This is a genomic window from Burkholderia sp. BDU5, assembly GCF_001522845.1.
In the GTDB taxonomy this organism is placed as follows: domain Bacteria; phylum Pseudomonadota; class Gammaproteobacteria; order Burkholderiales; family Burkholderiaceae; genus Burkholderia; species Burkholderia mayonis.
This window is the reverse complement of sequence record NZ_LOWC01000159.1, coordinates 57,182-78,963: the sequence shown is the minus strand read 5'-3', so window position 1 is coordinate 78,963 and position 21,782 is coordinate 57,182. Positions and strand designations below refer to the sequence as shown.

17 protein-coding genes are annotated in these 21,782 nt (G+C 68.7%); 7 read left to right on the top strand and 10 right to left on the bottom strand.

The features are described 5' to 3' along the window. Positions 1-26: 26 nt before the first annotated feature. A complete protein-coding gene (locus WS69_RS25440; protein WP_059473420.1) occupies positions 27-1,355 on the bottom strand; it encodes an aminotransferase-like domain-containing protein in 1,329 nt (442 codons plus the stop codon). A gap of 84 nt (positions 1,356-1,439) precedes the next feature. Between WS69_RS25440 and WS69_RS25435 the strand changes: the two genes are divergently transcribed. After that, positions 1,440-2,054, top strand: coding sequence for a LysE family translocator (locus tag WS69_RS25435; protein WP_059473571.1), 615 nt, complete (start codon positions 1,440-1,442; stop codon positions 2,052-2,054). 55 nt (positions 2,055-2,109) lie between these two features. Next, entirely contained in the window at positions 2,110-2,448 is a 339-nt protein-coding gene (locus WS69_RS25430; RefSeq protein WP_059473419.1) for an antibiotic biosynthesis monooxygenase family protein, read from the top strand. A gap of 24 nt (positions 2,449-2,472) precedes the next feature. Here the strand turns inward: WS69_RS25430 and WS69_RS25425 are convergent, their stop codons facing one another. After that, positions 2,473-3,582, bottom strand: a complete 1,110-nt coding sequence (locus WS69_RS25425; protein WP_059473418.1) for an acyltransferase family protein — start codon at positions 3,580-3,582, stop codon at positions 2,473-2,475. Positions 3,583-4,045: 463 nt separating this feature from the next. Here WS69_RS25425 and eat point away from each other — a divergent pair, with 463 nt between their 5' ends. The 3 genes from eat to eutC are packed head-to-tail and all read left to right on the top strand — an operon-like array spanning position 4,046 to position 7,694. Next, positions 4,046-5,458, top strand: coding sequence for an ethanolamine permease (gene eat / locus WS69_RS25420; RefSeq protein WP_059473417.1), 1,413 nt, complete (start codon positions 4,046-4,048; stop codon positions 5,456-5,458). A 56-nt stretch (positions 5,459-5,514) separates the two neighbouring features. Next, positions 5,515-6,912, top strand: coding sequence for an ethanolamine ammonia-lyase subunit EutB (locus WS69_RS25415; RefSeq protein WP_059473416.1), 1,398 nt, complete (start codon positions 5,515-5,517; stop codon positions 6,910-6,912). After that, entirely contained in the window at positions 6,909-7,694 is a 786-nt protein-coding gene (gene eutC / locus WS69_RS25410; RefSeq protein ID WP_059473415.1) for an ethanolamine ammonia-lyase subunit EutC, read from the top strand. The genes WS69_RS25415 and eutC overlap by 4 nt, the downstream gene beginning before the upstream one ends. Positions 7,695-7,776: 82 nt before the next feature. Here eutC and WS69_RS35380 read toward each other — a convergent pair whose 3' ends face one another. Together WS69_RS35380 and WS69_RS25400 are read right to left on the bottom strand one after the other, a co-directional pair. Then, on the bottom strand, positions 7,777-8,868 hold the full coding sequence (locus WS69_RS35380) for a bifunctional transcriptional activator/DNA repair enzyme AdaA (protein WP_059473414.1): 1,092 nt from the start codon (positions 8,866-8,868) through the stop codon (positions 7,777-7,779). A gap of 217 nt (positions 8,869-9,085) precedes the next feature. Beyond that, the gene (locus WS69_RS25400) at positions 9,086-9,976 is read right to left on the bottom strand and encodes a LysR family transcriptional regulator (RefSeq protein WP_059473413.1); all 891 of its coding nucleotides are present in this window, start codon (positions 9,974-9,976) and stop codon (positions 9,086-9,088) included. Positions 9,977-10,145: 169 nt separating this feature from the next. On the opposite strand from WS69_RS25400, the gene WS69_RS25395 reads away from it, so the two are divergent. Continuing rightward, positions 10,146-11,714, top strand: coding sequence for an MFS transporter (locus WS69_RS25395; protein ID WP_156438397.1), 1,569 nt, complete (start codon positions 10,146-10,148; stop codon positions 11,712-11,714). 328 nt (positions 11,715-12,042) lie between these two features. On the opposite strand, the gene adh is transcribed toward WS69_RS25395, so the two are convergent. Continuing rightward, on the bottom strand, positions 12,043-13,563 hold the full coding sequence (adh, locus tag WS69_RS25390; protein WP_059473569.1) for an aldehyde dehydrogenase: 1,521 nt from the start codon (positions 13,561-13,563) through the stop codon (positions 12,043-12,045). A gap of 305 nt (positions 13,564-13,868) precedes the next feature. Between adh and WS69_RS25385 the strand changes: the two genes are divergently transcribed. Beyond that, positions 13,869-14,894 (top strand): helix-turn-helix domain-containing protein, encoded by a 1,026-nt coding sequence (locus WS69_RS25385; protein ID WP_059473412.1) that lies wholly within the window; start codon positions 13,869-13,871, stop codon positions 14,892-14,894. A 281-nt stretch (positions 14,895-15,175) separates the two neighbouring features. On the opposite strand, the gene WS69_RS25380 is transcribed toward WS69_RS25385, so the two are convergent. The 5 genes from WS69_RS25380 to WS69_RS25360 all read right to left on the bottom strand — a co-directional run bounded on the left by WS69_RS25380 (position 15,176) and on the right by WS69_RS25360 (position 21,747). Beyond that, positions 15,176-16,240, bottom strand: a complete 1,065-nt coding sequence (locus WS69_RS25380) for a glycosyltransferase family 9 protein (protein WP_059473411.1) — start codon at positions 16,238-16,240, stop codon at positions 15,176-15,178. Positions 16,241-16,269: 29 nt separating this feature from the next. Then, complete coding sequence (locus WS69_RS25375) at positions 16,270-17,973, bottom strand: thiamine pyrophosphate-binding protein (RefSeq protein WP_059473410.1); 1,704 nt, start codon at positions 17,971-17,973, stop codon at positions 16,270-16,272. 95 nt (positions 17,974-18,068) lie between these two features. Further along, entirely contained in the window at positions 18,069-18,767 is a 699-nt protein-coding gene (locus WS69_RS25370) for an endonuclease/exonuclease/phosphatase family protein (protein WP_159082848.1), read from the bottom strand. A gap of 439 nt (positions 18,768-19,206) precedes the next feature. After that, positions 19,207-20,595 (bottom strand): L-serine ammonia-lyase, encoded by a 1,389-nt coding sequence (locus WS69_RS25365; protein ID WP_059473408.1) that lies wholly within the window; start codon positions 20,593-20,595, stop codon positions 19,207-19,209. A gap of 33 nt (positions 20,596-20,628) precedes the next feature. Then, positions 20,629-21,747, bottom strand: a complete 1,119-nt coding sequence (locus WS69_RS25360) for an alginate lyase family protein (protein ID WP_059473407.1) — start codon at positions 21,745-21,747, stop codon at positions 20,629-20,631. Positions 21,748-21,782: the final 35 nt, after the last annotated feature.

Genomic DNA, 21,782 nt, shown 5'->3' with positions numbered 1-21,782 from the left:
TCGCGTGCCGGACTTCGACGCGAACGTCACCCGATTACCGCGCTTCGAACCTTCCGCAACGCGTCTTCGAGTGATTCGAGCGCAATCGAGCCGAGCGCGATCCGCAGCGCATGCGGCGCGCTCGGCGCGGTCGAGAACGGCTCGGCCGTCGTCACGAGCACGCCTTCGCGCTCGAGTTCTGCCGCGACCCGGTCCGCGCGCAGTTCCTCGGGCATCGCAAGCCACAGATAGTAGGAAGACGGATGTGAGACGACGTCGCCGTCTCGCAATATCCGTCGCGCGAGCGTCTGCCGGCGTCGCGCATCCTTGCGCTTGCGTTCCTCGAGCGTGTCGACGATTCCGCTGTCGATCCACTGGCACGCCAGCGCGACCGTCAGCGACGGCGTATTCCACGTCGACACGCGAATCGCGTGCTCGAGCGCCGGCACGATGCGCTCCGGCGCGGCCACGAAGCCGAGTCTCAATCCCGACGCGACGCTCTTCGACAGCCCCGATACGTAGACCGTGCGATCGGACGCATGGGTGAATACGGGCTTCGGCGCGGGCTCGGCGAGAAACGCGTATGCGCCGTCCTCGATGACGAGCAGATCGTGACGCTCGGCGAGCTCGGCAAGGCGCATGCGACTCTGCGCGGACATCACGGAGCCGAGCGGATTGTGCAGCGTCGGCATCGTGTAGACCGCGCGCACCGGGCGCTTTCTGCAGAGCGCGTCGAGCCGGTCGAGATCCAGGTTCTGCTCTGCCGACAGCGGCAGCGGCGCAAGCACGATTCGGTGCGCGAGCGCGAGCGCTTTCATGCCGGGATACGTCAGCGCGTCGACAGCGAGGATTTCGCCCGGCTTCATCGTCGCCATCAGCGTCACCGCGAGCCCCTGCTGCGCGCCGTTGACGATCAGCACCTGCTCGCCCGGCACGCGGATGCCGCGATTGCGCAGATGCCTCGCGACGGTCTGCCGCTCGTGCCAGCGGCCGCCTTGCGGCGCCGAATGCAGCAGCGCGTCGAGATCGCCGGACGCGGCGAGGCCGCGCAGACCGCTGCGCAGCAGTTCGACCTGGCCCGGCAGCGACGGATAGTTGAACGTCAGATCGATCGCGCCCGCCTTCGCCGGATGCTGCTCGAGGCCGAGCCCGCGCGGCAGCGACGTGTCGCGCACGAACGTGCCGCGCCCGGTCTCGCCGACGATCAATCCCGCTTCCGCAAGCGCCGCGTAGACGCGCGACGCTGTCGCCAGCGCGATCCCGTGCCGCTTCATCAACGCGCGGATCGTCGGCAACTGCGCGCCGGGCGCGAGCGTGCCGGCGCGGATGCGGGCGGCGAAGTCGTCGACGATCGTCTGGTAGCGTGATTCGGCCATCGCGTTGTATCTAGAACAATTGTTTGTTTGTATCGGATGGCGCAGATTACGCTGCGCGTGTCGTTCACGCAAACATTCGCCAACATGATCCAGACGTCCACTCTGTCGGTCTTCATCGCGGCCGTGATGGTATTGCTGATGTCGCCGGGCCCGAACATGGCTTTTGTGATCGCGCACGGCGCGGCGTACGGGCTGCGCGGCGGCATCGCCGCGGCGCTCGGCGTCGGCGCCGCCGATCTGGTGCTCACCGCGCTGACGGCGGCGGGCGTCGCGGCCATCGTCGCCGCGTGGCCGCCGTCGTTCGACCTGATCCGCTATGCGGGCGCGGCCTATCTGCTTTGGATGGCGTACAAGGCGGTGCGCCATCCCGGTTCGCTCGGCAAGGCCGCCGCAACTGAGCGGTCGCTCTGGTCGGTCGGCATGCGCGCGATGCTGAACAGCCTGTCGAATCCGAAGGCGCTGCTGTTCTTCATCGTCTTTCTGCCGCAGTTCGTCGATCGTCACGGCGCGTCGATCGCCGGCCAACTGGTCGCGCTCGGCTGCGTGCTGACCGCGATCAGCATCACGTTTCACGCGCTGCTCGGCGCGGCCGGCCATGCGGTGCGCGGGTTCGTCGGGCATCGCACGGCATCTGCTTGGCTCGCGGCCTTATTCGTGCTGCTTGCGGTGCGCCTTGCGACGATGTCGAGGCTGTCGTGAGCGACGCACACGGTGCACACGGCGCATGCGCGCGTCATCGATAGGAGAACTTCCGATGTACATTGCCGCTTTCATCTACCGGCCCGGCAGCTTCGACGACGAATTCCGGCGGCTGACCGCGTCGATCGACGACGTCGCGATGAGCCTGCCCGGCTTCGTCGGCATGGAGTCGTGGCGCTCGACGGACGGGCTGATGTTCAACGCGAGCTACTACTGGCGCGACGAGGCGACGCTGCGCGCGTTCGCGGCGCATCCGAAGCACCTCGATGCGAAGCGCGGGTTCCGCAAGTGGTACGACGGGTATCACGTCGTTGTTTCGAAGGTCGAGCGCGCATACGGCGACGGTTCATTTCAGCATCTCGTTCCGGATTCGCGGCGAGAGCAGATCGATTAGCATGTCCAACGATCGTGCCGACGATCAAGCGACATCCGCGCTGCCGATCCGGCCTTTCTCCGGCGCGCGCGCATAACCGGCCGGCAGTGGCGGGAAGCCGACGAGCCGCGCCGTTCCCGAACGCAGCGTGAGTACGTAGAGCAGCATCGGGCAAACGATTCCCGCGAGCGTGCCGAGCGCGAGTTGCACGCCGACGTCGACGACGCCGAGTTTGACGAGCGCGATGCGCGTGGCGGCCGTCGCGAGGATATGCGCGAGATAGATCGGCATCGATGCGAAGCCGATGTGCTCGAGCCACGTCGGACGGCGCGCGAGCCGGGGCGCGGCGTCGCCGCGTCGCGCCGCGCGATCCGCGACGAGCAGCACGAGCGCGCAGCCCGCGAGCGCGGCGGGCAAGGCCCAGACGCTGTCCGGTTCGCCGAAGCGATGCGCGAGCGCGACCGCCGCGGCGAACGTCACGGCAACGGCGACGAGTGAGCGCCCGCTCGACGCGCGTTCGACGAGCGCGGGCAGCTTGTCGCCGATCAGCATGCCGAGCACGAAGAACGGAAGGTACGTGAGCGTCATCGACACAATGCCCCATTGCGTCGACGAGCCGGCGGCGAGCGCGACGACCGCGAGTCCGCCGATCGCGAGCGCCGCAAGCGATGCGAGCGCACGTCCGGACGCCGCGCGGTCGTGCGCACGGATGCCGGGCGCGACGATCGACCCTCCCCATGCGATCAGCATGCAGATGAAGAGCGCGTACAGGAACCAGAACTGGCCGAACGGCCGCCACCCGATCGCGAGCAGATCGTTCGGCGTGAACGCATGATTCATCCCGCGCGTCGACAGCGCGAGCTGCACCGCGCCTTGCAGCAGCGACCAGACGAAGTACGGATAGACGATCGTTCGCAGCTTCGCGAGCAGGAAGCCGTCGCCCGCGCGCTGCAGCGACTTCGGCACGTGCAGCCCCGACAGCAGGAAGAAGAGCGGCATGTGGAATGTGTAGATCGTGTAGTCGGTCGCGGCGAGCAGAGCGCTCGGCCAACCGGCCGGCACGAGGCCGGCGGCGAACAGGCCGCGCAGCGCGTGGCCGTACACGACGAGGATGATGCCTGCGCCCCGAGCGGTATCGAGATAGGAGTCCCGCATGCTCTGAATGATTGGAATGGTCGATCGCTGGGCCGCGCGTCGCCGGAAAGACGGCGCGCGGGACGCTCACTGCGTGACCACAATGTAGGGGCTTGCACGCCGGCGATCTGTGTGTCGGGCGACACAAGTTCGCTGTCGTGTCGTGCGGCGGATGCGGATGCTCGGCGGGCGGCACGCGAGGAGGCCGGCGTGCGGATACGCGCGCATCCGATGCGACGCATGCCGCCGGTCGCATTCGCCGCATCCGCCGTGCGTTGCGATGCAGCAAGTCGCAACGCGCGCGTGCACACCGATCCCTGCATGCGCCCGCTTCAGCCGTCGGAAATATTTCCGTATGCGAAATGAAAGCGCGGACGTTTGCCGATTTTCGATAACACGTCAATTATTGACTCACTAGCATCGATTCTCAGTTGCGGGGCGGGCCGATCTCGACGCCGGGCTCCGCCCCTTCGAGGAGAGATTCATGCAGACAGAGTCGAATGGCCGTCCCGGCGCGGGCGGCGGCAAGGCAGCGCAGCCGGCGCTGCAGCAAACCCTCGGCACCTGGCAGTTGTGGGGCATCGCGGTCGGTCTCGTGATCTCCGGCGAATACTTCGGCTGGAGCTACGGCTGGGCGAGCGCGGGCACGCTCGGCTTCGTCATCACAGCGCTGTTCGTCGCGGCGATGTACACGACCTTCATCTTCAGCTTCACCGAGCTCACGACGTCGATCCCGCACGCGGGCGGCCCGTTCGCGTACGCGCGGCGTGCGTTCGGCCCGGCAGGCGGCTATCTCGCGGGCGTCGCGACGCTCGTCGAGTTCGTGTTCGCGCCGCCCGCGATCGCGCTCGCGATCGGCGCGTACCTGCACGTGCAGTTTCCGGGGCTCGAACCGAAGCACGCGGCGATGGGCGCGTATCTCGTGTTCATGGCGCTCAACATCGTCGGCGTGCAGATCGCCGCGACGTTCGAGCTCGTCGTCACGCTGCTCGCGATCTTCGAGCTGCTCGTGTTCATGGGCGTCGTGTCGCCGGGCTTCGCGTGGAGCAACTTCATGAAGGGCGGCTGGTCCGGCGCCGATCACTTCAGCGTCGGTGCGTTCCACGGGATGTTCGCGGCGATTCCGTTCGCGATCTGGTTCTTCCTCGCGATCGAAGGCGTCGCGATGGCGGCGGAGGAAGCGAAGCATCCGAAGCGCTCGATCCCGATCGCGTACGTCGCCGGCATCCTGACGCTCGTCGCGCTCGCGATCGGCGTGATGGTGTTCGCAGGCGGCGCGGGCGACTGGACCAAGCTTGCGAACATCAACGACCCGCTGCCGCAGGCGATGAAGTACATCGTCGGCGCGAACAGCGGCTGGATGCACATGCTCGTGTGGCTCGGCCTGTTCGGCCTCGTCGCGTCGTTCCACGGGATCATCCTCGGCTATTCGCGCCAGATCTTCGCGCTCGCTCGCGAAGGCTATCTGCCCGAATGGCTCGCGAAGGTGCATCCGCGCTTCAAGACGCCTTATCGCGCGATTCTCGCGGGCGGCGTGGTCGGCATCGTCGCGATCTACAGCGACGAGCTGATCCAGTTCGGCGGCCAGACGCTCACCGCGAACATCGTGACGATGTCCGTATTCGGCGCTATCGTGATGTACATCGTCAGCATGGCCGCGCTCTTCAAGCTGCGCCGCGTGCAGCCGCGGATGGAACGCCCGTTCCGCGCGCCGCTGTATCCGTTCTTCCCGGCGTTCGCGCTCGTTGCGGCGATCGTGTGCCTCGGCACGATGGTGTACTTCAACGCGCTCGTCGCGTCGATCTTCGTCGCGTTCGTCGCGCTCGGGTATGGCTACTTCCTCGCGACGCGCTCGCAGCGTGCGGCCGCGCCCGCCGACGCGCTGCTCGAGGAGTAGGAAGCGTGCGCCGCGCGCCGGAGGGCGGCGCACGGCCGTTACGACAAGGAGTCCAGATGCGATATACGGAGACGATCGGTTCGCGCACTTACCGCTTCGCGGACCTGAAGATGCTGCTCGCGAAGGCGAGCCCTTTGCGTTCCGGCGACCAGCTTGCGGGCGTCGCGGCCGCGACCGAGGAAGAGCGCGTCGCGGCGAAGATGGCGCTCGCGAGCGTGCCGCTCGCCGCATTCCTCAACGAGGCGGTGATCCCTTACGAAGACGACGAGGTCACTCGCCTCGTCGTCGACACGCATTCGCGCGACGCATTCGCCGAGATCTCGCATCTGACCGTCGGCGATTTTCGCAACTGGCTGCTGTCGAGCGCCGCCGATTCGGCCGCGCTCGAGCGGATCGCGCCGGGACTCACGCCGGAGATGGTCGCGGCGGTGTCGAAGCTGATGCGCAATCAGGATCTGATCGCGGCCGCGAGAAAGCGCCGCGTCGTCACGCGCTTCCGGAACACGGTCGGGCTGCCGGGACGGATGTCGGTGCGGCTGCAGCCGAACCATCCGACCGACGACGTGAAAGGGATCGCCGCCTCGATGCTCGACGGCCTGATGTACGGCTGCGGCGACGCGATGATCGGCATCAATCCGGCGACCGACAGCCTCGCCGCGATCACGAAGCTGCTCGCGATGATCGACGCGTTCCGCGAGCGCTACCGCGTGCCGACGCAGTCGTGCGTGCTCACGCACGTGACGAACACGATCGCGGCGATCGAGAAGGGCGCGCCCGTCGATCTCGTGTTCCAGTCGATCGCGGGTACCGAGAAGGCGAACGCGAGCTTCGGCATTTCGCTGTCGCTGCTCGCCGAAGCGCGCGAGGCGGCGCTGGCGCTCGAGCGCGGCACGGTCGGCAACAACCTGATGTACTTCGAGACGGGTCAGGGCAGCGCGCTGTCGGCGAACGCGCATCACGGCGTCGATCAGCAGACCTGCGAGGTGCGCGCCTACGCGGTCGCGCGCGCGTACGAGCCGTTTCTCGTCAATACGGTGGTCGGTTTCATCGGCCCCGAATATCTGTACGACGGCAAGCAGATCATTCGCGCGGGGCTCGAGGATCACTTCTGCGGCAAGCTGCTCGGCGTGCCGATGGGCTGCGACATCTGCTACACGAACCATGCGGAAGCCGACCAGGACGACATGGACAACCTGCTGACGCTGCTCGGCGCCGCGGGCATCAACTTCATCATGGGCATTCCGGGCGCGGACGACGTGATGCTCAACTACCAGAGCACGTCGTTTCACGATCAGCTCTACGTGCGCGAGGTGCTCGGCCTGCGCCGCGCGCCCGAGTTCGAGGAATGGCTGGAGGCGATGGAGATCGCGGATGCGCACGGCGCGCTGCGCGCCGCGTCGGCGCGCGTGCCGCTCCTCGCCGGCGCGAACGACTGGATGGGGCTTTCCGCATGAGCGACGCGGTCGAAAAGAACCCGTGGGGGCAGCTCAAGACGTTCACGAACGCGCGGATCGCGCTCGGACGCGCGGGTAACAGCTTGCCGACCGCGCCGCTCCTTGCGTTCAACCTGTCGCACGCGCAGGCGCGCGATGCCGTCCACCAGCCGCTCGACGCCGACGCGCTGCGGCGCGAGATCGAAGCGGCCGGACTCCCGACGCTCGGCGTGCAGAGCGCCGCGCCGGACCGGCAGCATTACCTGCGCCGGCCGGACCTCGGCCGCAAGCTGTCCGACGACGGCCGCGCGCTGCTCGCCGGCTACGGCGCGGCGCTCGACGCCGCGCCGGACGTCGTGTTCGTCGTCGGCGACGGGCTGTCGGCGTTCGCGGCCGCGAAGCAGGCGCTGCCGCTCCTGAATGCGATGCGGCCGAAGCTCGACGGCTGGCGGATCGGGCCTGTCGTCGTCGCGCGGCAGGCGCGCGTCGCGCTCGGCGACGAGATCGGCGAGCTGCTCGGCGCGGGCCTCGTCGCGATGCTGATCGGCGAGCGGCCGGGTTTGAGCTCGCCCGACAGCCTCGGCGTGTATCTGACGTACGCGCCGAAGGTCGGCTGCCACGACGCGCAGCGCAACTGCATCTCGAACGTGCGTCCCGAAGGGCTGCCGCACGATGCGGCCGCGCACAAGCTGCACTATCTGATGACGCATGCGCGGCGGCTCGGGCTGACGGGCGTCGGACTCAAGGACGACAGCGATGCGTTGTTGTCTTCGGCGGACGCGGAGCGGATCGCGGCGGCGTAGTTCGGCCGTGGTGCGGTGAAACGCGCTCGTGCGGCGCCGGCAGAGGGCGGTGCGGCTGCGCCCGCGCGCGGAAGCGCCGGCCTTATCCCGCCGCGCTTGCCTCGATTGTCTCGACCGGCACATCCGCATGCCGCCGCTCGTGCTCGAGCAGCCACCGCTTGCGCTCGATTCCGCCGCCGTAGCCCGTGAGCGAGCCGTCCTTGCCGATGATCCGATGGCACGGCACGATGATCGAGATGCGGTTCGCGCCGTTCGCCGCGGCAACCGCGCGCACGGCGAGCGGGCTGCCGAGCTTGCGCGCCTGCTGCTGATACGCCGCGGTGCGTCCGTACGGCACGGTCAGCAGTTGCCGCCACGCGGCGCGCTGGAACGCGGTGCCGGGCGCGTCGAGCGCGACGTCGAAGCGCTGCCGCCTGCCAGTGAAGTATTCGGCGATCTCCCGCTGCGCTTGCCGCGTGTGCCGATTCTCGCCGACGAGCACGCGCGCGCCGAGCAAACGCTCGAGATCGGCGAATTCGGCCGCGAGCGTGCGGCGATCGACGAATTCGAGCAGGCAGACGCCCTTGTCCGTCGCGCCGACGAACATCGGGCCGAGCGGCGTCGTAAAGCGGGCAGTGACGATCGTGTTCGTATGAGCGCCTTGCATCGGCGTGTCTCCGAGAATTTTCCTGAACGTGTGTGCGAAGCCGCTCAGCGAGCCGTAGCCGGCGTCGACTGCGGCATCGGTCGTGCGGGCGCCGTCCCGCATCGTCTGTCGCGCGGCGTCGATCCTGAGCATCCGCTGGTATGCGTGAAACGTCATCCCGTAGTGCCGCGCGAACCAGCGGCGCAGGCTTTCCGGGCCGATGCCGTGCGCACGCAGCGCGTCGTCGGAGATCCGTTCGTGCGGATGCGCATCGACGAGCGCGAGCGCCCGCGCGACGGCGGGCGGCGGCTCGCTCGCCGGGCGCGTCGGCCGGCAGATCTTGCACGGGCGATAGCCGGCCGCGAGCGCGTCGTCGAGCGTCGTGAAGAATTCGACGTTCTCGCGCTTCGGCTTGCGCGCGCGGCAGGTCGAGATGCAGAACACCGACGTCGTCTTCACGCCGACGAAGAACGTGCCCGCGTATTCGGGCGACCGTTCGACGAGCGCACGGTAATAGACGTCGATCCGCCGCGGGTCGGCGATGCGCATGGCAGGCTCCAGCGAATGCGATGGAACGACGATAGCGCGCGTCGCGCGCGGGCGGCAACCGAAAATCGGACGAGTATTTTTTCGGGCCGGACGGCGTCCGATGTGTCACGCTTTTGGCGTCAGGCGTCAGGCGTCAGGCGTCAGGCGTCAGGCGTCAGGCGTCAGGCGTCAGGCGTCAGGCGTCAGGCGTCAGGCGTCGGATGTCGTGCGTCGTGCATCACGCGTCGCGAAACAGCCGTTCGCAGACGAAATCGACGAACACTCTCACCTTCGGCGACAACTGCCGATTCGACGGCCACAGGATCGAGAACTGTCCGGGGCCGATCCGATAATCGTCGAGCACGGTCGTGAGCGCACCTTCGGCGAGCGCGTCGCGTGCGAGGAAGTCCGGCATGTAGCCGATGCCGAATCCCGCCATCACCGCGGCGCGCAGCGCCTCGATGTTGTTGCACGTCATCGCCGTGTGCAGGTTCGGCGGCTCGCAGCCGTCGGCGAGCAGCGCCCACGGCTGCAGCTTGCCCGTCGTCGGAAAGCGGTAGCGCACGCACGCGTGCGCGTCGAGGTCGCGCAGCGTGCGCGGCGTGCCCGCCAGCGCGAGATACGCGGGCGATGCGCACAGCACGAAGCAGAACGGACCGAGGCGGCGTGACATCAGGCTTGAATCGCTGAGCGCGCCGCTCCTGATCACCGCGTCGAAGCCGCCTTCGACGACGTCGACGAGCCGGTCGTTGAAATCGAGATCCAGCTCGACGTCCGGATAGCGGCGCTTGAATTCCGGCAAGACGGGCAGCAGGAACCGGTAGCCGATCACGGGCAGGCTCACGCGCAACCGGCCGCGCGGCGTCTGCGCGCTCTGCGACACGGTCGCCTCCGCGTCGCGCAGCTCTTCGAGCACGCGGTGGCAGCGCTCGTAGAAGTGGCGTCCTTCGTCGGTCAGCATGACCTTGCGTGTCGTCCGGTGAAAGAGCCGCACGCCGAGCGTGCGCTCGAGCTTCGCGATCGTCTTGCCGACCGCCGACGCCGACACGCCGAGCTTGCGCCCGGCCGCGACGAAGCTGAGCGTCTCCGCCGTGCGCACGAACGCGACGATGCCATTCAGGTTGTCCATATCGCTCCGAGTCTCTTCGTTCGCTGAAATTCAGGAATTGAAATCCGCAATATACGGAATCTTGCGTTGTTTTTCGTCGATTGAATCCGGATTATCGTTCGTCGCTCTGCCGGCTTGCTCGCCGCGCCCGCCGCGGCGCGGCGACGACCGACGCTTTCCGAACGGAGCGATGACGATGGATCGATCTTTTTCTGCCGCGCGGCTCGCGATACTCGCGGCCGTCTGTCTTGCCGCGCTCGCGCTGCCGCTCGGCTTTTCGGGCGGCGCGGTCGCGACGCCCGCGATCGGCCGCGATCTCGGCGGCGGCCCGATCGCGATGAGCTGGATCACGAACGCGTTCATGCTGACGTTCGGCAGCCTGCTGATGGCGGCGGGCGCGCTCGCCGACCAGTTCGGCCGCAAGCGCGTGTTCGCGCTCGGCGTCGGCGGCTTCACCGCGTGCTCGCTCGCGCTCGGCTTCGCGCCGTCGATCGTCGTCGTCGATCTGCTGCGCGCGGCGCAAGGCGTCGCGGCGGCGGCGGCGCTCGCGGGCGGCACGGCCGCGCTCGCGCAGGAATTCGACGGCGCCGCGCGCACCCGCGCGTTCAGCCTGCTCGGCACGACGTTCGGGCTCGGGCTTGCATTCGGGCCGGTGCTCGCGGGCGTGCTGATCGAGCGCTTCGGCTGGCGCGCGATCTTCGCGACCGGCGCGGCGGCCGGCGCGCTGTCGCTCGCGGTCGGCGTGCCGCGGATGCGCGAATCGCGCGATCCGAACGCGCAAGGCCTCGACTGGGCGGGGACGCTCGCGTTCACCGCGATGCTGTCGAGCCTCACGTTCGGCGTGATCCAGGCGCCTGAAAGCGGCTGGGCGAGCCCACTCGTCGCGGGGCTGCTCGCGGGCGCGGCGCTTTTCGCGATCGCGTTCGCGGCGATCGAGACGCGCGTCGCGCGGCCGATGCTCGACCTGGCGCTGTTTCGCTACCCGCGCTTCGTTGGCGTGCAGGTGCTGCCGATCGCGACCTGCTGCTGCTACATCGTGCTGCTCGTCGTGCTGCCGCTGCGCTTCATCGGCGTCGACGGCTTCAGCGAAGTCGACGCAGGCTGGCTGATGCTCGCGCTGTCGGCGCCGATGCTCGTCGTGCCGATGATCGCCGCGACGCTCACGCGCCGGATGTCGGCGGGCGTGATCTCGGGCATCGGCCTTGTGATCGCCGCCGCGGGCCTCTGGTGGCTGGGCCGCGCGCTGCACGACGGCGCGGGTCCCGCGGCGATCGCGCCGATGCTTGCGATCGGCGTCGGCGCGGGGATGCCGTGGGGGCTGATGGACGGCTTGTCGGTGAGCGTCGTGCCGAAGGCGCGCGCCGGGATGGCGACGGGGATTTTCAGCACGACGCGGGTCGCGGGCGAGGGGATCGCGCTCGCGATCGTCAATGCGATCCTGGCGACGTTCGCGCAGTCGCACGTGTGTTCGGCGACAGCGTCGCTCGCCGCGCCGGCCGCCGTGCACGAGGCCGCCGCGCGGCTCGCGACGGGCGATCTCGCGCATGCAGCCGCACTGTTGCCGGGCGTCGCGCGCGCGACGCTGCGGCAAAGCTATGCGGCAGCGTTCGGCAGCGTGCTCGAAGGGCTGACGGTCGTCACGCTGTTGTGCGCGCTCGCCGCGTTCGCGTTCCTGAGCCGGACCCGCGCGCATGAAGAGCCGGCGGCCGGACCCGCTCGGCAGCCGCGCACGCTGACGCTCGATCGCGAATGCGGTTGAGTCGACGCGACGATCGCCCGGCCGACTTGGTGTGAAGAGCGTGCGGCCAATGAATGATGCGACGACGATTGACGCGACGATGGAAGACGTGCGCCCTGCGAACGAGGTGCGCGAGATGAGACTCTACGTCGCACTGCGCCGAGTCGCGCCTAGTGCCGCGACGCGACGACGCGACGATGTGACGACGCGCGAGCCGCTCGCCCGCTCGACCGATTCGACATCCCAGTCGCAAGAACGCCCGGCGGATCCGCATCGAGACGCGAATCCACCGAGCCGGGCCAAGCCGTTCATGCGACGCGTATCGGTCGCGCATCGCCCGCGTGCGGGATCAGAAGAACCCGAGCGGCTTCTCGCTGTAGCTGACGAGCAGATTCTTCGTCTGCTGGTAGTGGTCGAGCATCATCTTGTGCGTCTCGCGGCCGATCCCCGACTGCTTGTAGCCGCCGAACGCCGCGTGCGCCGGATACGCGTGATAGCAGTTCGTCCACACGCGGCCCGCCTGGATGCCGCGGCCGACGCGGTATGCGCGGTTGCCGTCGCGTGTCCAGACGCCCGCGCCCAGGCCGTACAGCGTGTCGTTCGCGATCTCGAGCGCCTCTTCCTCGGACTTGAACGTCGTTACCGCAAGCACCGGCCCGAAGATCTCTTCCTGGAAGATGCGCATCTTGTTGTGGCCGCGAAACACGGTCGGCTTCACGTAATAGCCTTCCGACAGCTCGCCGCCGAGCACGTTGCGCTCGCCGCCCGTCAGGCACTGCGCGCCTTCCTTGCGGCCGATGTCGATGTACGACAGGATCTTTTCGAGCTGCTCGGACGACGCCTGCGCGCCGATCATCGTCTGCGCGTCGAGCGGGTGGCCTTGCTTGATCGATTCGACGCGCTTGAGCGCGCGCTCCATGAAGCGCTCGTAGATGCTCTCCTCGACGAGCGCGCGCGACGGGCACGTGCAGACCTCGCCCTGGTTGAGCGCGAACATCGCGAAGCCTTCGAGCGCCTTGTCGAAGTAGCTGTCGTCGCGGTCCATCACGTCGGCGAAGAAGATGTTCGGGCTCTTGCCGCCGAGCTCGAGCGTGACGGGGATCAGGTTCTCGCTTGCGTACTGCATGATGAGGCGGCCCGTCGACGTCTCGCCCGTGAACGCGATCTTCGCGATCCGCTTGCTCGATGCAAGCGGCTTGCCTGCCTCGAGCCCGAAGCCGTTGACGATGTTGAGCACGCCGGGCGGCAGCAGATACTGGATCAGCTCGGCGAACACGAGGATCGACGCGGGCGTCTGCTCGGCCGGCTTCAGCACGACGCAGTTGCCGGCCGCGATCGCGGGCGCGAGCTTCCACGCGGCCATCAGGAGCGGGAAGTTCCACGGGATGATCTGGCCGACGACGCCGAGCGGCTCGTGGAAGTGATAGGCGACCATGTCGCCGCCGATGTCGGCGATCGAGCCTTCCTGCGCGCGGATGCAGCCCGCGAAGTAGCGGAAGTGGTCGATCGCGAGCGGCACGTCGGCCGCGGTCGTCTCGCGCAGCGGCTTGCCGTTGTCGATCGTCTCGGCGACCGCGAGACGCGCGAGGTTCGCCTCCATCCGGTCGGCGATCTTGAGCAGCACGTTCGCGCGCTCGCCCGCGCTCGCCGCGGCCCAGCCGGCTTTCGCGGCGTGCGCGGCGTCGAGCGCGAGCTCGACATCCGCTGCGCGCGAGCGAGGGATCGCGGTGAACGGCTGGCCGGTCACGGGCGAGACGTTGTCGAAATACTCGCCGCCGACCGGGGCGACCCATTCGCCGCCGATGAAATTCCCGTATTGCTTGCGGTACGGAAATTCGATGTTCAGGTGTTGCATGTCCGCGTGATTCATCGTTGCTCCTCGCATGTCGGTATCGGTGATGCGTCGCGCGACGTGCGCGACGCCCGTCGTTACGCCAAAACCGTGCCAGCCGGCTGCGCGGCGGTGCATCGGGGCCCCGGCGCGGGGCTCGGCGCGCGGGCGCCGCCGCCTGGCGCGCGCGACTGCGCCGTCGTTGAACAGCCGCCGCATGCGGATTGTTCAAATGCGGCGCAGCGCGAAGACGAGACCGGCGATTTTGGCGACGCTACGCTTCGGCATGGGAATTGCGTAATCGAACGGATCGTTTCAGCTTCAGCGACGCAAAAGAGGGCGCGATGGATCACGAGCACACCGGCGCCGAGACGACGGCGGAGGACACGGGGCGCAGCGCGGACGGCGACGGCACGGCCGGGCGCGCCGTCGTCAGCGTCGCGCACGACGCCGACGAGCAGGCGCGCAACCTGATCGGCTGGCGCCAGACCTACGACCAGCTCGCGGCGGGCCGCTTCGTCGGCACGCTGACCGAGCTGCCGCTCGACACGATGAAGGTGTTTCGGGAGACGACGAGCCACACGCTGCGGCAGGCGTGCGAGGTGCGCGGGGACGCGTACTGGTTCGGCATTCCGGTCGCGCGCGACGGCGCGGCGCGCATCGACGCGCGGCCGATCGCCGCCGATGCGCTCGCGTTCCGGCCCGGCAACGTCGAATTCGAGCTGTTGACGCCCGCGCAATTCTCGATCTACGGGCTCGTCGTGCGCGGTGCGGTGCTGCGCCGCTACGCGGAGGAGGTCGAGCGCTGCGGGCTCGACGAGCGGTTGCCGCTCGTGCCCGTCGTGCGCGTCGGCGAGGCGCGGCTCACGCGGCTTTGCGCGCTGCTCGCCCAGCGGCTCGACGACGCGGACGCGATGAGCGCGGCGGGCGCGCCGCTGTCCGACTGCGCGCGCAACGACTTGCAGGCGGAAGTGCTCGCGGCGCTGTTCGACCTGTGCGTGTCGCCTGCCGCCGACGCGACCGTCGAGCATTCGTCGCGGCGGCGCAAGATCGTCGCGGCCGCGCGCGACTACGTGCTTGCGCATCGTTCGCGGCCCGTCGGCGTGCCCGAGCTGTGCGAGCAGCTGCACGTGAGCCGGCGCACGCTGCAGTACTGCTTCCAGGACGTGCTCGGGATGGCGCCCGCGACCTACCTGCGCGCGCTGCGGCTGAACGGCGTGCGGCGCGACCTGCGCGGACGCGCGGCGGATTCGGTGCAGGACGTCGCGGCCGCGTGGGGGTTCTGGCATTTGAGCCAGTTCGCGACCGACTATCGGCGGATGTTCGGCGCGCGGCCGTCCGAGACCTTGCGCGACGCGCTCGCTTGCTGAAAAAGGACGGTTGCGAGCGGGGCGGCTGGCGCTTGTGCCGGCTTGACGCGGCATCGCACGATGCGGCGGCTTGCTTGCGATGCCGGGCGAGTGAGATGTCGGCGGATTGCCGTCACTTGCGCGACGAAGCGCGGCAGCAGCGGATCGCATGGCGCTTGTGGAAAGGCGGCAAGCAAGTACTATCGCAAGCGTGCCCGACCGTGCGTACCGGCGCCCGCGCGCTGCTCCGTGCTCATCGCTTACCACTTCCGCTTACCGCTTGCTCAACGGCTTCGCCGCGCTCACCCCCGCGCCGGCGGCCAAGCGATCGCGTCCCAATCGACCCGCCGATACGCAGCCTCGACCAGTGCGATATCGCCGGCCGCGTCGCTCTTGTGGCGATTGCGCAGCGTCTCCGGCACGTCGAGCGCGATCGCCGTGCAGAACGGATAGTCGCGCACCCGCAAGTCGGGCGCGATGCTGGAAAAGCACGCGAGCGTCGGCACGTCGAACCCGGCCGCGATGTGTACGGCCGACGTGTCCGCGCACAGCGCGACGCTCGCGTGCTTGACCCAGCGAATGAACTGCGCGGTATCGCCGGAGTGGTCGCTCACGTCGACGTAATCCGGATGATCGATCGGCTCGAAGCCGACCACGGGCAGCCGGTAGGTCCGCGCGAGCCGGTCGACGAGCGCGGCGCGCAGTGCCGGCGGAATGCTGCGCAGCGGGGTGCTTGCCTGCGGGCAGAACAGCGCGTAGCGCCGGCCGCGCCATTCGCGCGGCGGCTCGGGCAGCGCCAGCCGGGCGAGCCAATGATTGCGCTTCGCGCCGGCGGCGACCGATTCGGGCGGTACGCCGAGCGCCGCGAGGAAGAAGTCGATCATCGGCAGTGTCGCGAACGCGGGCCAGTACAGGTGATTGCCGAGATCGATGCGCGTGTCGCCGGCCGGCAGCGCGGCGGCAGGCCACGGCAGCGGGCGGATCGGCGCGATCACGTCGGCCGCGAGCCGGTACAGCGCGTCGACGTAGGCGGGCGCATGCGCGGGCCGGTACAGCACGAAGCGCGCGTGCGGGTGACGCGTCTCGATCGCCGCGAGCGCCGTGAGGCCGATCACCGAGTCGCCGAGTGTGACGCCCATCCCGTTGATCACGTGAACGGTCGATAACGTCGCGTAATCGAGCGTGAACGGACGGCTTGCCGCGTGCAACAGGCCGAGGCGGGCCGCCGCGCCGACGTAGCCGTGCGCGTCGGCCGCCGTGCGCTCGAGATCGTATGGCGCGACGAGCCGCCCGTCCGGCGCGAGCAGCGTGCCGGGGTAGGCGAGCGCGTCGGCGGGCGACAACGTGGCTGCGGCGTGCGTCGTCATCGATGCGGGGTGCGGTGCAGGACGACGCGTCAAGCGCGACGCGCACGCAGGCCCTGCTCACGCACCTGCTCGAGCGTCGCGGCGGGCGTGCAGGCGTCCTGCGGCACGCGGATCTCGATCAGCGCGGGCAGCCCGCTCGCGAGCGCGCGATCGAGCGCGGGCAGGAAATCTGCGGTGCGCTCGACCGTTTCGCCGTGCGCGCCGAACGCGCGCGCGTACGCGGCGAAATCCGGGTTCGTCAGCCCCGTGCCGTGCACACGCCCAGGATAGTTGCGCTCCTGATGCATGCGGATCGTGCCGAAATGACCGTTGTTCACGACGAGTACGACGATCGCGAGCCCATATTGGATCGCGGTCGCGAGCTCGCTGCCCGCCATCATGAAGCAGCCGTCGCCCGCGAGCGCGACGACCGTGCGCTGCGGATACAGCGACTTCGCCGCGAGCGCGGCCGGCACGCCGTAGCCCATCGCGCCGCTCGTCGGTGCGAGCTGCGAGCGGAAATGCCGGTACGCGAAATGGCGATGCAGCCACGCCGCGTAATTGCCCGCGCCGTTCGTGACGATCGCGTCGTGCGGCAGCCGTTCGCGCAATTGCAGCATCAGCTCGCCGAGCTGCACGCCGCCCGGCATCGGGCGCGGCGTGCGCCAGTCGAGATAGGCGCGATGCGCGTCGGCGGCGCTGCCCGTCCACGCGGGCGATGCCGGCGGCTCGAGCGCGGCGAGCTGCGCGGCGATCTCGGGCATCCCCGACGCGATCGGCAGATCCGCCGCATAGACCCGCCCCAGTTCGTCCGCGCCCTGGTGCGCGTGAATGAGCACTTGCTTCGGCTTCGGAATGTCGATCAGCGTATAGCCGCCCGTCGTCGCTTCGCCGAGTCGCGGGCCGAGCGCGAACAGCAGGTCCGCATCCTGGATGCGGCGCGCGAGCGCCGGATTCACGCCGAGGCCGACGTCGCCCGCGTATTGCGGATGCTCGTTGTCGAACGTGTCCTGATAGCGGAACGCGCACGCGATCGGCAACTGCCAGCGCTCGACGAACGTGCGCAGATCCGCGCCCGCCTCGGGCGTCCAGCCGCTGCCGCCCGCGACCACGAGCGGCCGCTCGGCGCGCGCGAGCCGCTCGCGCAGCTCGTTCATCTGCGCGGCGGACGGCGCAGCGGCGATGCGCTTCGCCGCGGGCGCGACGGGTTGCGGCGCGCACGACTCGGACAGCACGTCCTCGGGCAGCGCGAGCACGACGGGGCCAGGCCGGCCCGACATCGCGACGTGAAACGCGTGGCTCAGATATTCGGGGATGCGGCGCGGATCGTCGATCTGCGCAACCCACTTCGCGAGCTGGCCGAACATCCGCCGATAGTCGATTTCCTGGAATGCCTCGCGATCGAGATGCTCGCGCGCGCATTGGCCGATGAAGAGGATCATCGGCGTCGAATCCTGGAATGCGGTGTGCACGCCGATCGATGCGTGCGTCGCGCCGGGGCCGCGCGTGACGAACGCGATGCCTGGCCGGCCGGTCAGCTTGCCGACCGCTTCCGCCATGTTCGCGGCGGCGGCTTCGTGCCGGCAGACGACGGTCTGGATGCGTTCGGTTTCGTCGGCGAGGGAATCGAGGACGGCGAGAAAGCTCTCGCCGGGCACGCAGAACACGCGCTCGACGTGATTCGCGAGCAGGGCGTCGACGAGCAGGCGTGCGCCGGTGGTGGCGCGCTGCTCGAGGTCCGGGGAAATCGACATGTAAGACGGACTCCCTTCGTGGCGGGACGTACAGCTTACGCCGGAAGGGAAGGTGGCGGAAGGCGCGCCATTACCTATGGCGCGCCCGATGGCGATTACCAGCGGAACGACTGCGGGTAGTGATCCGATGCGCCGACCAATTGAGTTCCGGCCTGAGAAAAGGTGAATCCAGGCGCGTTGGTGATCGCATAGTCGAGAATGCCGCCGCCTTGTTGCGTCGCGCGGTTGCTGCTCACGACGGCGCCTTGCGGCGGTGGAACGAATCCCGCCGCATTCGGCGGCGCATTGAAGTCACCGACGCATGCCCAGGTTCCGCCGAGCTGACTGATCTGTCCGATCTGCGCATTGTTCCACGTGCAGACATTGGCCAGCGTGACGTTGCGGGATACCGGCGGGCTGTGAATCGAATAAATCGTGATGGCGTTACGCGTTTGGGGATCGGTGACCGTGCACCACGGCATCGCGCGCGGGCTGTTCGGATTGAAGCCCGCGGCGGCGGGCATCAGGATATGGCGCTCGCTCGGGGCGATGTTGCTGAGCACGGCGAGGCCGAGCCGGTCTTGGGGCGCTTCCCAGTACACGCATTCCATGAAGTCCGCGCGGACTCTGAAGTTACCCGTGTAGCCGATGATTGCGCCGTCGTTGCCGATGATCGGCGCCCTTTCCTCCAGCAACGTCGCGAAGTTCGACCCGCATTCCTGCAGGCACAGCACGTTTGCGCGGGTTTGTTGCAGTACCGGGTCCAAATAGACGGCATTGGTTGCGCCCAGCATGTTCCACGTAGCGATGATCATTTTTTCTCCTTTGAGCGACATGGGGAGTCGGAGACGAGCACGGCTGCGGCGGCGAACGTCGGGCGACGCGGCCGCTCGGACGGTAGTCCCGCCGATCAAGATATCGATTGGCGGGCGGGCGCGATACTGACAGGAATGGTAGGCGCGCGGCGGCGTCGACGCGCTGCGCGCTGGTCGGCATTGCGCGCTCGCGAGCTGGTGCCACGGGCGGCAGGCGGTTTTTTTGTCGTTAGGGTGTTGCTTGAGGTAGGGGAGAGATCCGAGCGCTGCTTGCGGCAAGAGCGAGATACGCCGAGTACCGGTTGTGGACGCGTAAAAATGCCGTAAGCGCGCCGCTTCGCCGCACGTGAGCCGGCCATGCGCCGCGCGAGTTGCGTGGCCGGATGGCCGCGAGCGCGGCGCGAAGAAAACCGGGAGGCGGCGTTCGGCCGCCCCCGCATCAGCACTCGACGATATTCACCGCCAGCCCGCCGCGCGACGTTTCCTTGTACTTCGTCTTCATGTCCGCGCCCGTCTCGCGCATCGTCTTGATCACGGAGTCGAGCGACACGTAGTGCGTGCCGTCGCCGCGCAGCGCCATGCGCGCGGCGTTGACGGCCTTCACCGACGCCATCGCGTTGCGCTCGATGCACGGAATCTGCACCATCCCGCCGACCGGATCGCAGGTGAGGCCGAGGTTGTGCTCCATGCCGATTTCGGCCGCGTTCTCGACCTGTTGCGGCGTGCCGCCCAGCACGGCCGCGAGCGCGCCCGCCGCCATCGAGCACGCGACGCCGACTTCGCCCTGGCAGCCGACTTCGGCGCCCGAGATCGACGCGTTGAGCTTGTACAGGATGCCGATCGCCGCCGCCGTCATCAGGAAGTCGATCACGCCTTGCTCGTTCGCCCCCGGCGTGAAACGCGTGTAGTAATGGAGGACGGCCGGGATGATGCCTGCAGCGCCGTTGGTCGGCGCGGTGACGACGCGTCCGCCCGCCGCGTTCTCTTCATTGACGGCGATCGCGTACAGGTTGATCCAGTCGATCATCGACAGCGGATCGCGCAGCGCCTGCTCCGGGTTGCCCGTGAGCGTCCGATAGAGCTGCGGCGCGCGGCGCTTGACCTGGAACGGGCCGGGCAGGTTGCCGTCGGCGTCCGGGTTGTCGATGCCGCAGCCGCGCGCGACGCACGACTGCATCGCGTCCCAGATCTTCAGGAGGCCCGTGCGCGTTTCCTCCTCGGTGTGCCATGCGCGCTCGTTTTCCCACATCAGCTGCGCGATCGACTTGCCGGTCGATTCGGTGAGCGCGAGCAGCTCGGCGCTCGTGCGAAACGGATGCGCCATCTGCTCGACGGCGGCGAGCACCTTCGTGTTCGGTGCGCCCGCGGTGACGACGAAGCCGCCGCCCACTGACAGATAGATCGCCTCGCGCAGCACCGCGCCGTTCGCGTCGGCCGCGCGCAGCTTCATCGCGTTCGGATGCTCGGGCAGCGCCTGCCGGTAGAACGCGACGTGCTCCTTCGGCACGAACGGCACCGGATGCGTGCCGAGCAGCGCGAGCGTCTTCGAGTCGCGCACGGCGTCGAGCCGCGCGGCGATCGTCGACGGCTCGACGGTGTCGGGCGCGTCGCCCATCAGGCCGAGCATCACGCCGCGATCGGTGCCGTGGCCCTTGCCCGTCGCGCCGAGCGAGCCGTACAGCTCGACCTTCACGCTCGCGGTCGCGGCGAGCAGCGCGTCGCGTTCGAGCCCTTGCGCGAACATCAGCGCGGCCCGCATCGGACCGACCGTATGCGAGCTCGACGGACCGATGCCGATTTTGAAAAGATCGAACACGCTGACTGCCATTTCCTTTCCTGAATTGCTAGAAGTATTGGGGGATCACCGCGCCGGCAGCGGCAAGCACGCGGCCAGCCACGCAGGCGGCATCGGCGAGAGTTGTTGGGCGACGCTCGTGTAGCGGCCGTCGAGGCGCGCGGCGAGGTGGAACAGCTCGGTCGCGTTCTTCGGCTCCCACATGCCCGAATAGCCGGGCAGGCCCGCCTCACGGCGCTTTGCATCGAACGGCACCGGCGAACGGACGAATTCTTCGTGCGTCTTTTCGCCGCGCGCGTACGGCACGAGCCAGTCGAGCGCGGCAGCGAGCGTCGCGCCGTTCGACGCGCGCTCGCGCAGCCAGTTGCGGTTGAAGCGCCGCGCGGCGAGCGCCGCTGTCACGAGCGGCTGCAGATCGTAGACCGCGTAGTGCAGCGCGTCGCGTTCGAGAAAATCGTACGTGGTGCCGTCCGGCTCGACGTTGTCGGCGAGATGCTCGACGAAGAGCCGCTGCGCGGCGTTCATCATCTTGCGATCGCCGAGCGTGAATGCGGCGAGCGCGATCAGCTTGATTCGGTGGCTTTGCCAGTTGTTGCGCCATGTGCCGTTGAGCGGGCGCTTCTGCGCGTCGATCTGCTGCACGTAGCCGTTGCCGAGCGACGCGATGAACGCGGCCGTCGCGTTGCGCGTCTTCACGGGCAGCACGCTCGCCGTCATGTCGTACGCGAGGATCAGGCTTTCGAACCGCGTCTCGTCGATCGGATTGAAGCTCGGACGGTAAGTGTTCACCCACGCCGACAGGAAGCGGTCGACGAGCGCCAGATAGCGGCTCTGGTTCGTCACGCGCCACGCGAGCGCCGCGTTGCGCATCAGCTCCATGTCGTTGAGCGCCTCGGCGCTCTGGTCGTAGATGCCTTCGTGCGGCAGCGTGCCTTCGGTGTGCACGTGCGGCAACGCCTTCGGCTCGTCGTTCAGATGCGCGTCGACGCTCTTGATGAGCGCCTGCACGCCCGGCTCGGCGTGCGTCGCCTCGCTGCTCTGCAGCGCGGGCGCGGCGCAGAAATTCATCGCCGCCCGGGCGGGGCCGGCCGCCGTCAGCGCGGCGGCGGCGAGAAGCGCCGGCGCGAGCGCGCTCAAGCGCCGCCGCGTCGCCTGCGCGCGGCCCGGAAACGTCTGACGCACCATGCAGAACTCCTTTAATGGCTGGATCGCGGTGTGAG

Bases quoted from the DNA above. Each gene is read 5' to 3' on its own strand.
- WS69_RS25370 (WP_159082848.1), bottom strand. From the start codon at position 18,767: ATGATCATCGCTACGTGGAACATGCTGGGCGCAACCAATGCCGTCTAT.
- WS69_RS25365 (WP_059473408.1), bottom strand. From the start codon at position 20,595: ATGGCAGTCAGCGTGTTCGATCTTTTCAAAATCGGCATCGGTCCGTCG.
- WS69_RS25430 (WP_059473419.1), top strand. From the start codon at position 2,110: ATGTACATTGCCGCTTTCATCTACCGGCCCGGCAGCTTCGACGACGAA.
- WS69_RS25385 (WP_059473412.1), top strand. From the start codon at position 13,869: ATGGATCACGAGCACACCGGCGCCGAGACGACGGCGGAGGACACGGGG.
- WS69_RS35380 (WP_059473414.1), bottom strand. From the start codon at position 8,868: ATGCGCATCGCCGACCCGCGGCGGATCGACGTCTATTACCGTGCGCTC.
- eutC (WP_059473415.1), top strand. From the start codon at position 6,909: ATGAGCGACGCGGTCGAAAAGAACCCGTGGGGGCAGCTCAAGACGTTC.
- WS69_RS25435 (WP_059473571.1), top strand. From the start codon at position 1,440: ATGATCCAGACGTCCACTCTGTCGGTCTTCATCGCGGCCGTGATGGTA.
- WS69_RS25380 (WP_059473411.1), bottom strand. From the start codon at position 16,240: ATGACGACGCACGCCGCAGCCACGTTGTCGCCCGCCGACGCGCTCGCC.
- WS69_RS25425 (WP_059473418.1), bottom strand. From the start codon at position 3,582: ATGCGGGACTCCTATCTCGATACCGCTCGGGGCGCAGGCATCATCCTC.
- WS69_RS25360 (WP_059473407.1), bottom strand. From the start codon at position 21,747: ATGGTGCGTCAGACGTTTCCGGGCCGCGCGCAGGCGACGCGGCGGCGC.
- adh (WP_059473569.1), bottom strand. From the start codon at position 13,563: ATGAATCACGCGGACATGCAACACCTGAACATCGAATTTCCGTACCGC.
- WS69_RS25395 (WP_156438397.1), top strand. From the start codon at position 10,146: ATGACGATGGATCGATCTTTTTCTGCCGCGCGGCTCGCGATACTCGCG.
- WS69_RS25415 (WP_059473416.1), top strand. From the start codon at position 5,515: ATGCGATATACGGAGACGATCGGTTCGCGCACTTACCGCTTCGCGGAC.
- WS69_RS25375 (WP_059473410.1), bottom strand. From the start codon at position 17,973: ATGTCGATTTCCCCGGACCTCGAGCAGCGCGCCACCACCGGCGCACGC.
- WS69_RS25400 (WP_059473413.1), bottom strand. From the start codon at position 9,976: ATGGACAACCTGAATGGCATCGTCGCGTTCGTGCGCACGGCGGAGACG.
- eat (WP_059473417.1), top strand. From the start codon at position 4,046: ATGCAGACAGAGTCGAATGGCCGTCCCGGCGCGGGCGGCGGCAAGGCA.
- WS69_RS25440 (WP_059473420.1), bottom strand. From the start codon at position 1,355: ATGGCCGAATCACGCTACCAGACGATCGTCGACGACTTCGCCGCCCGC.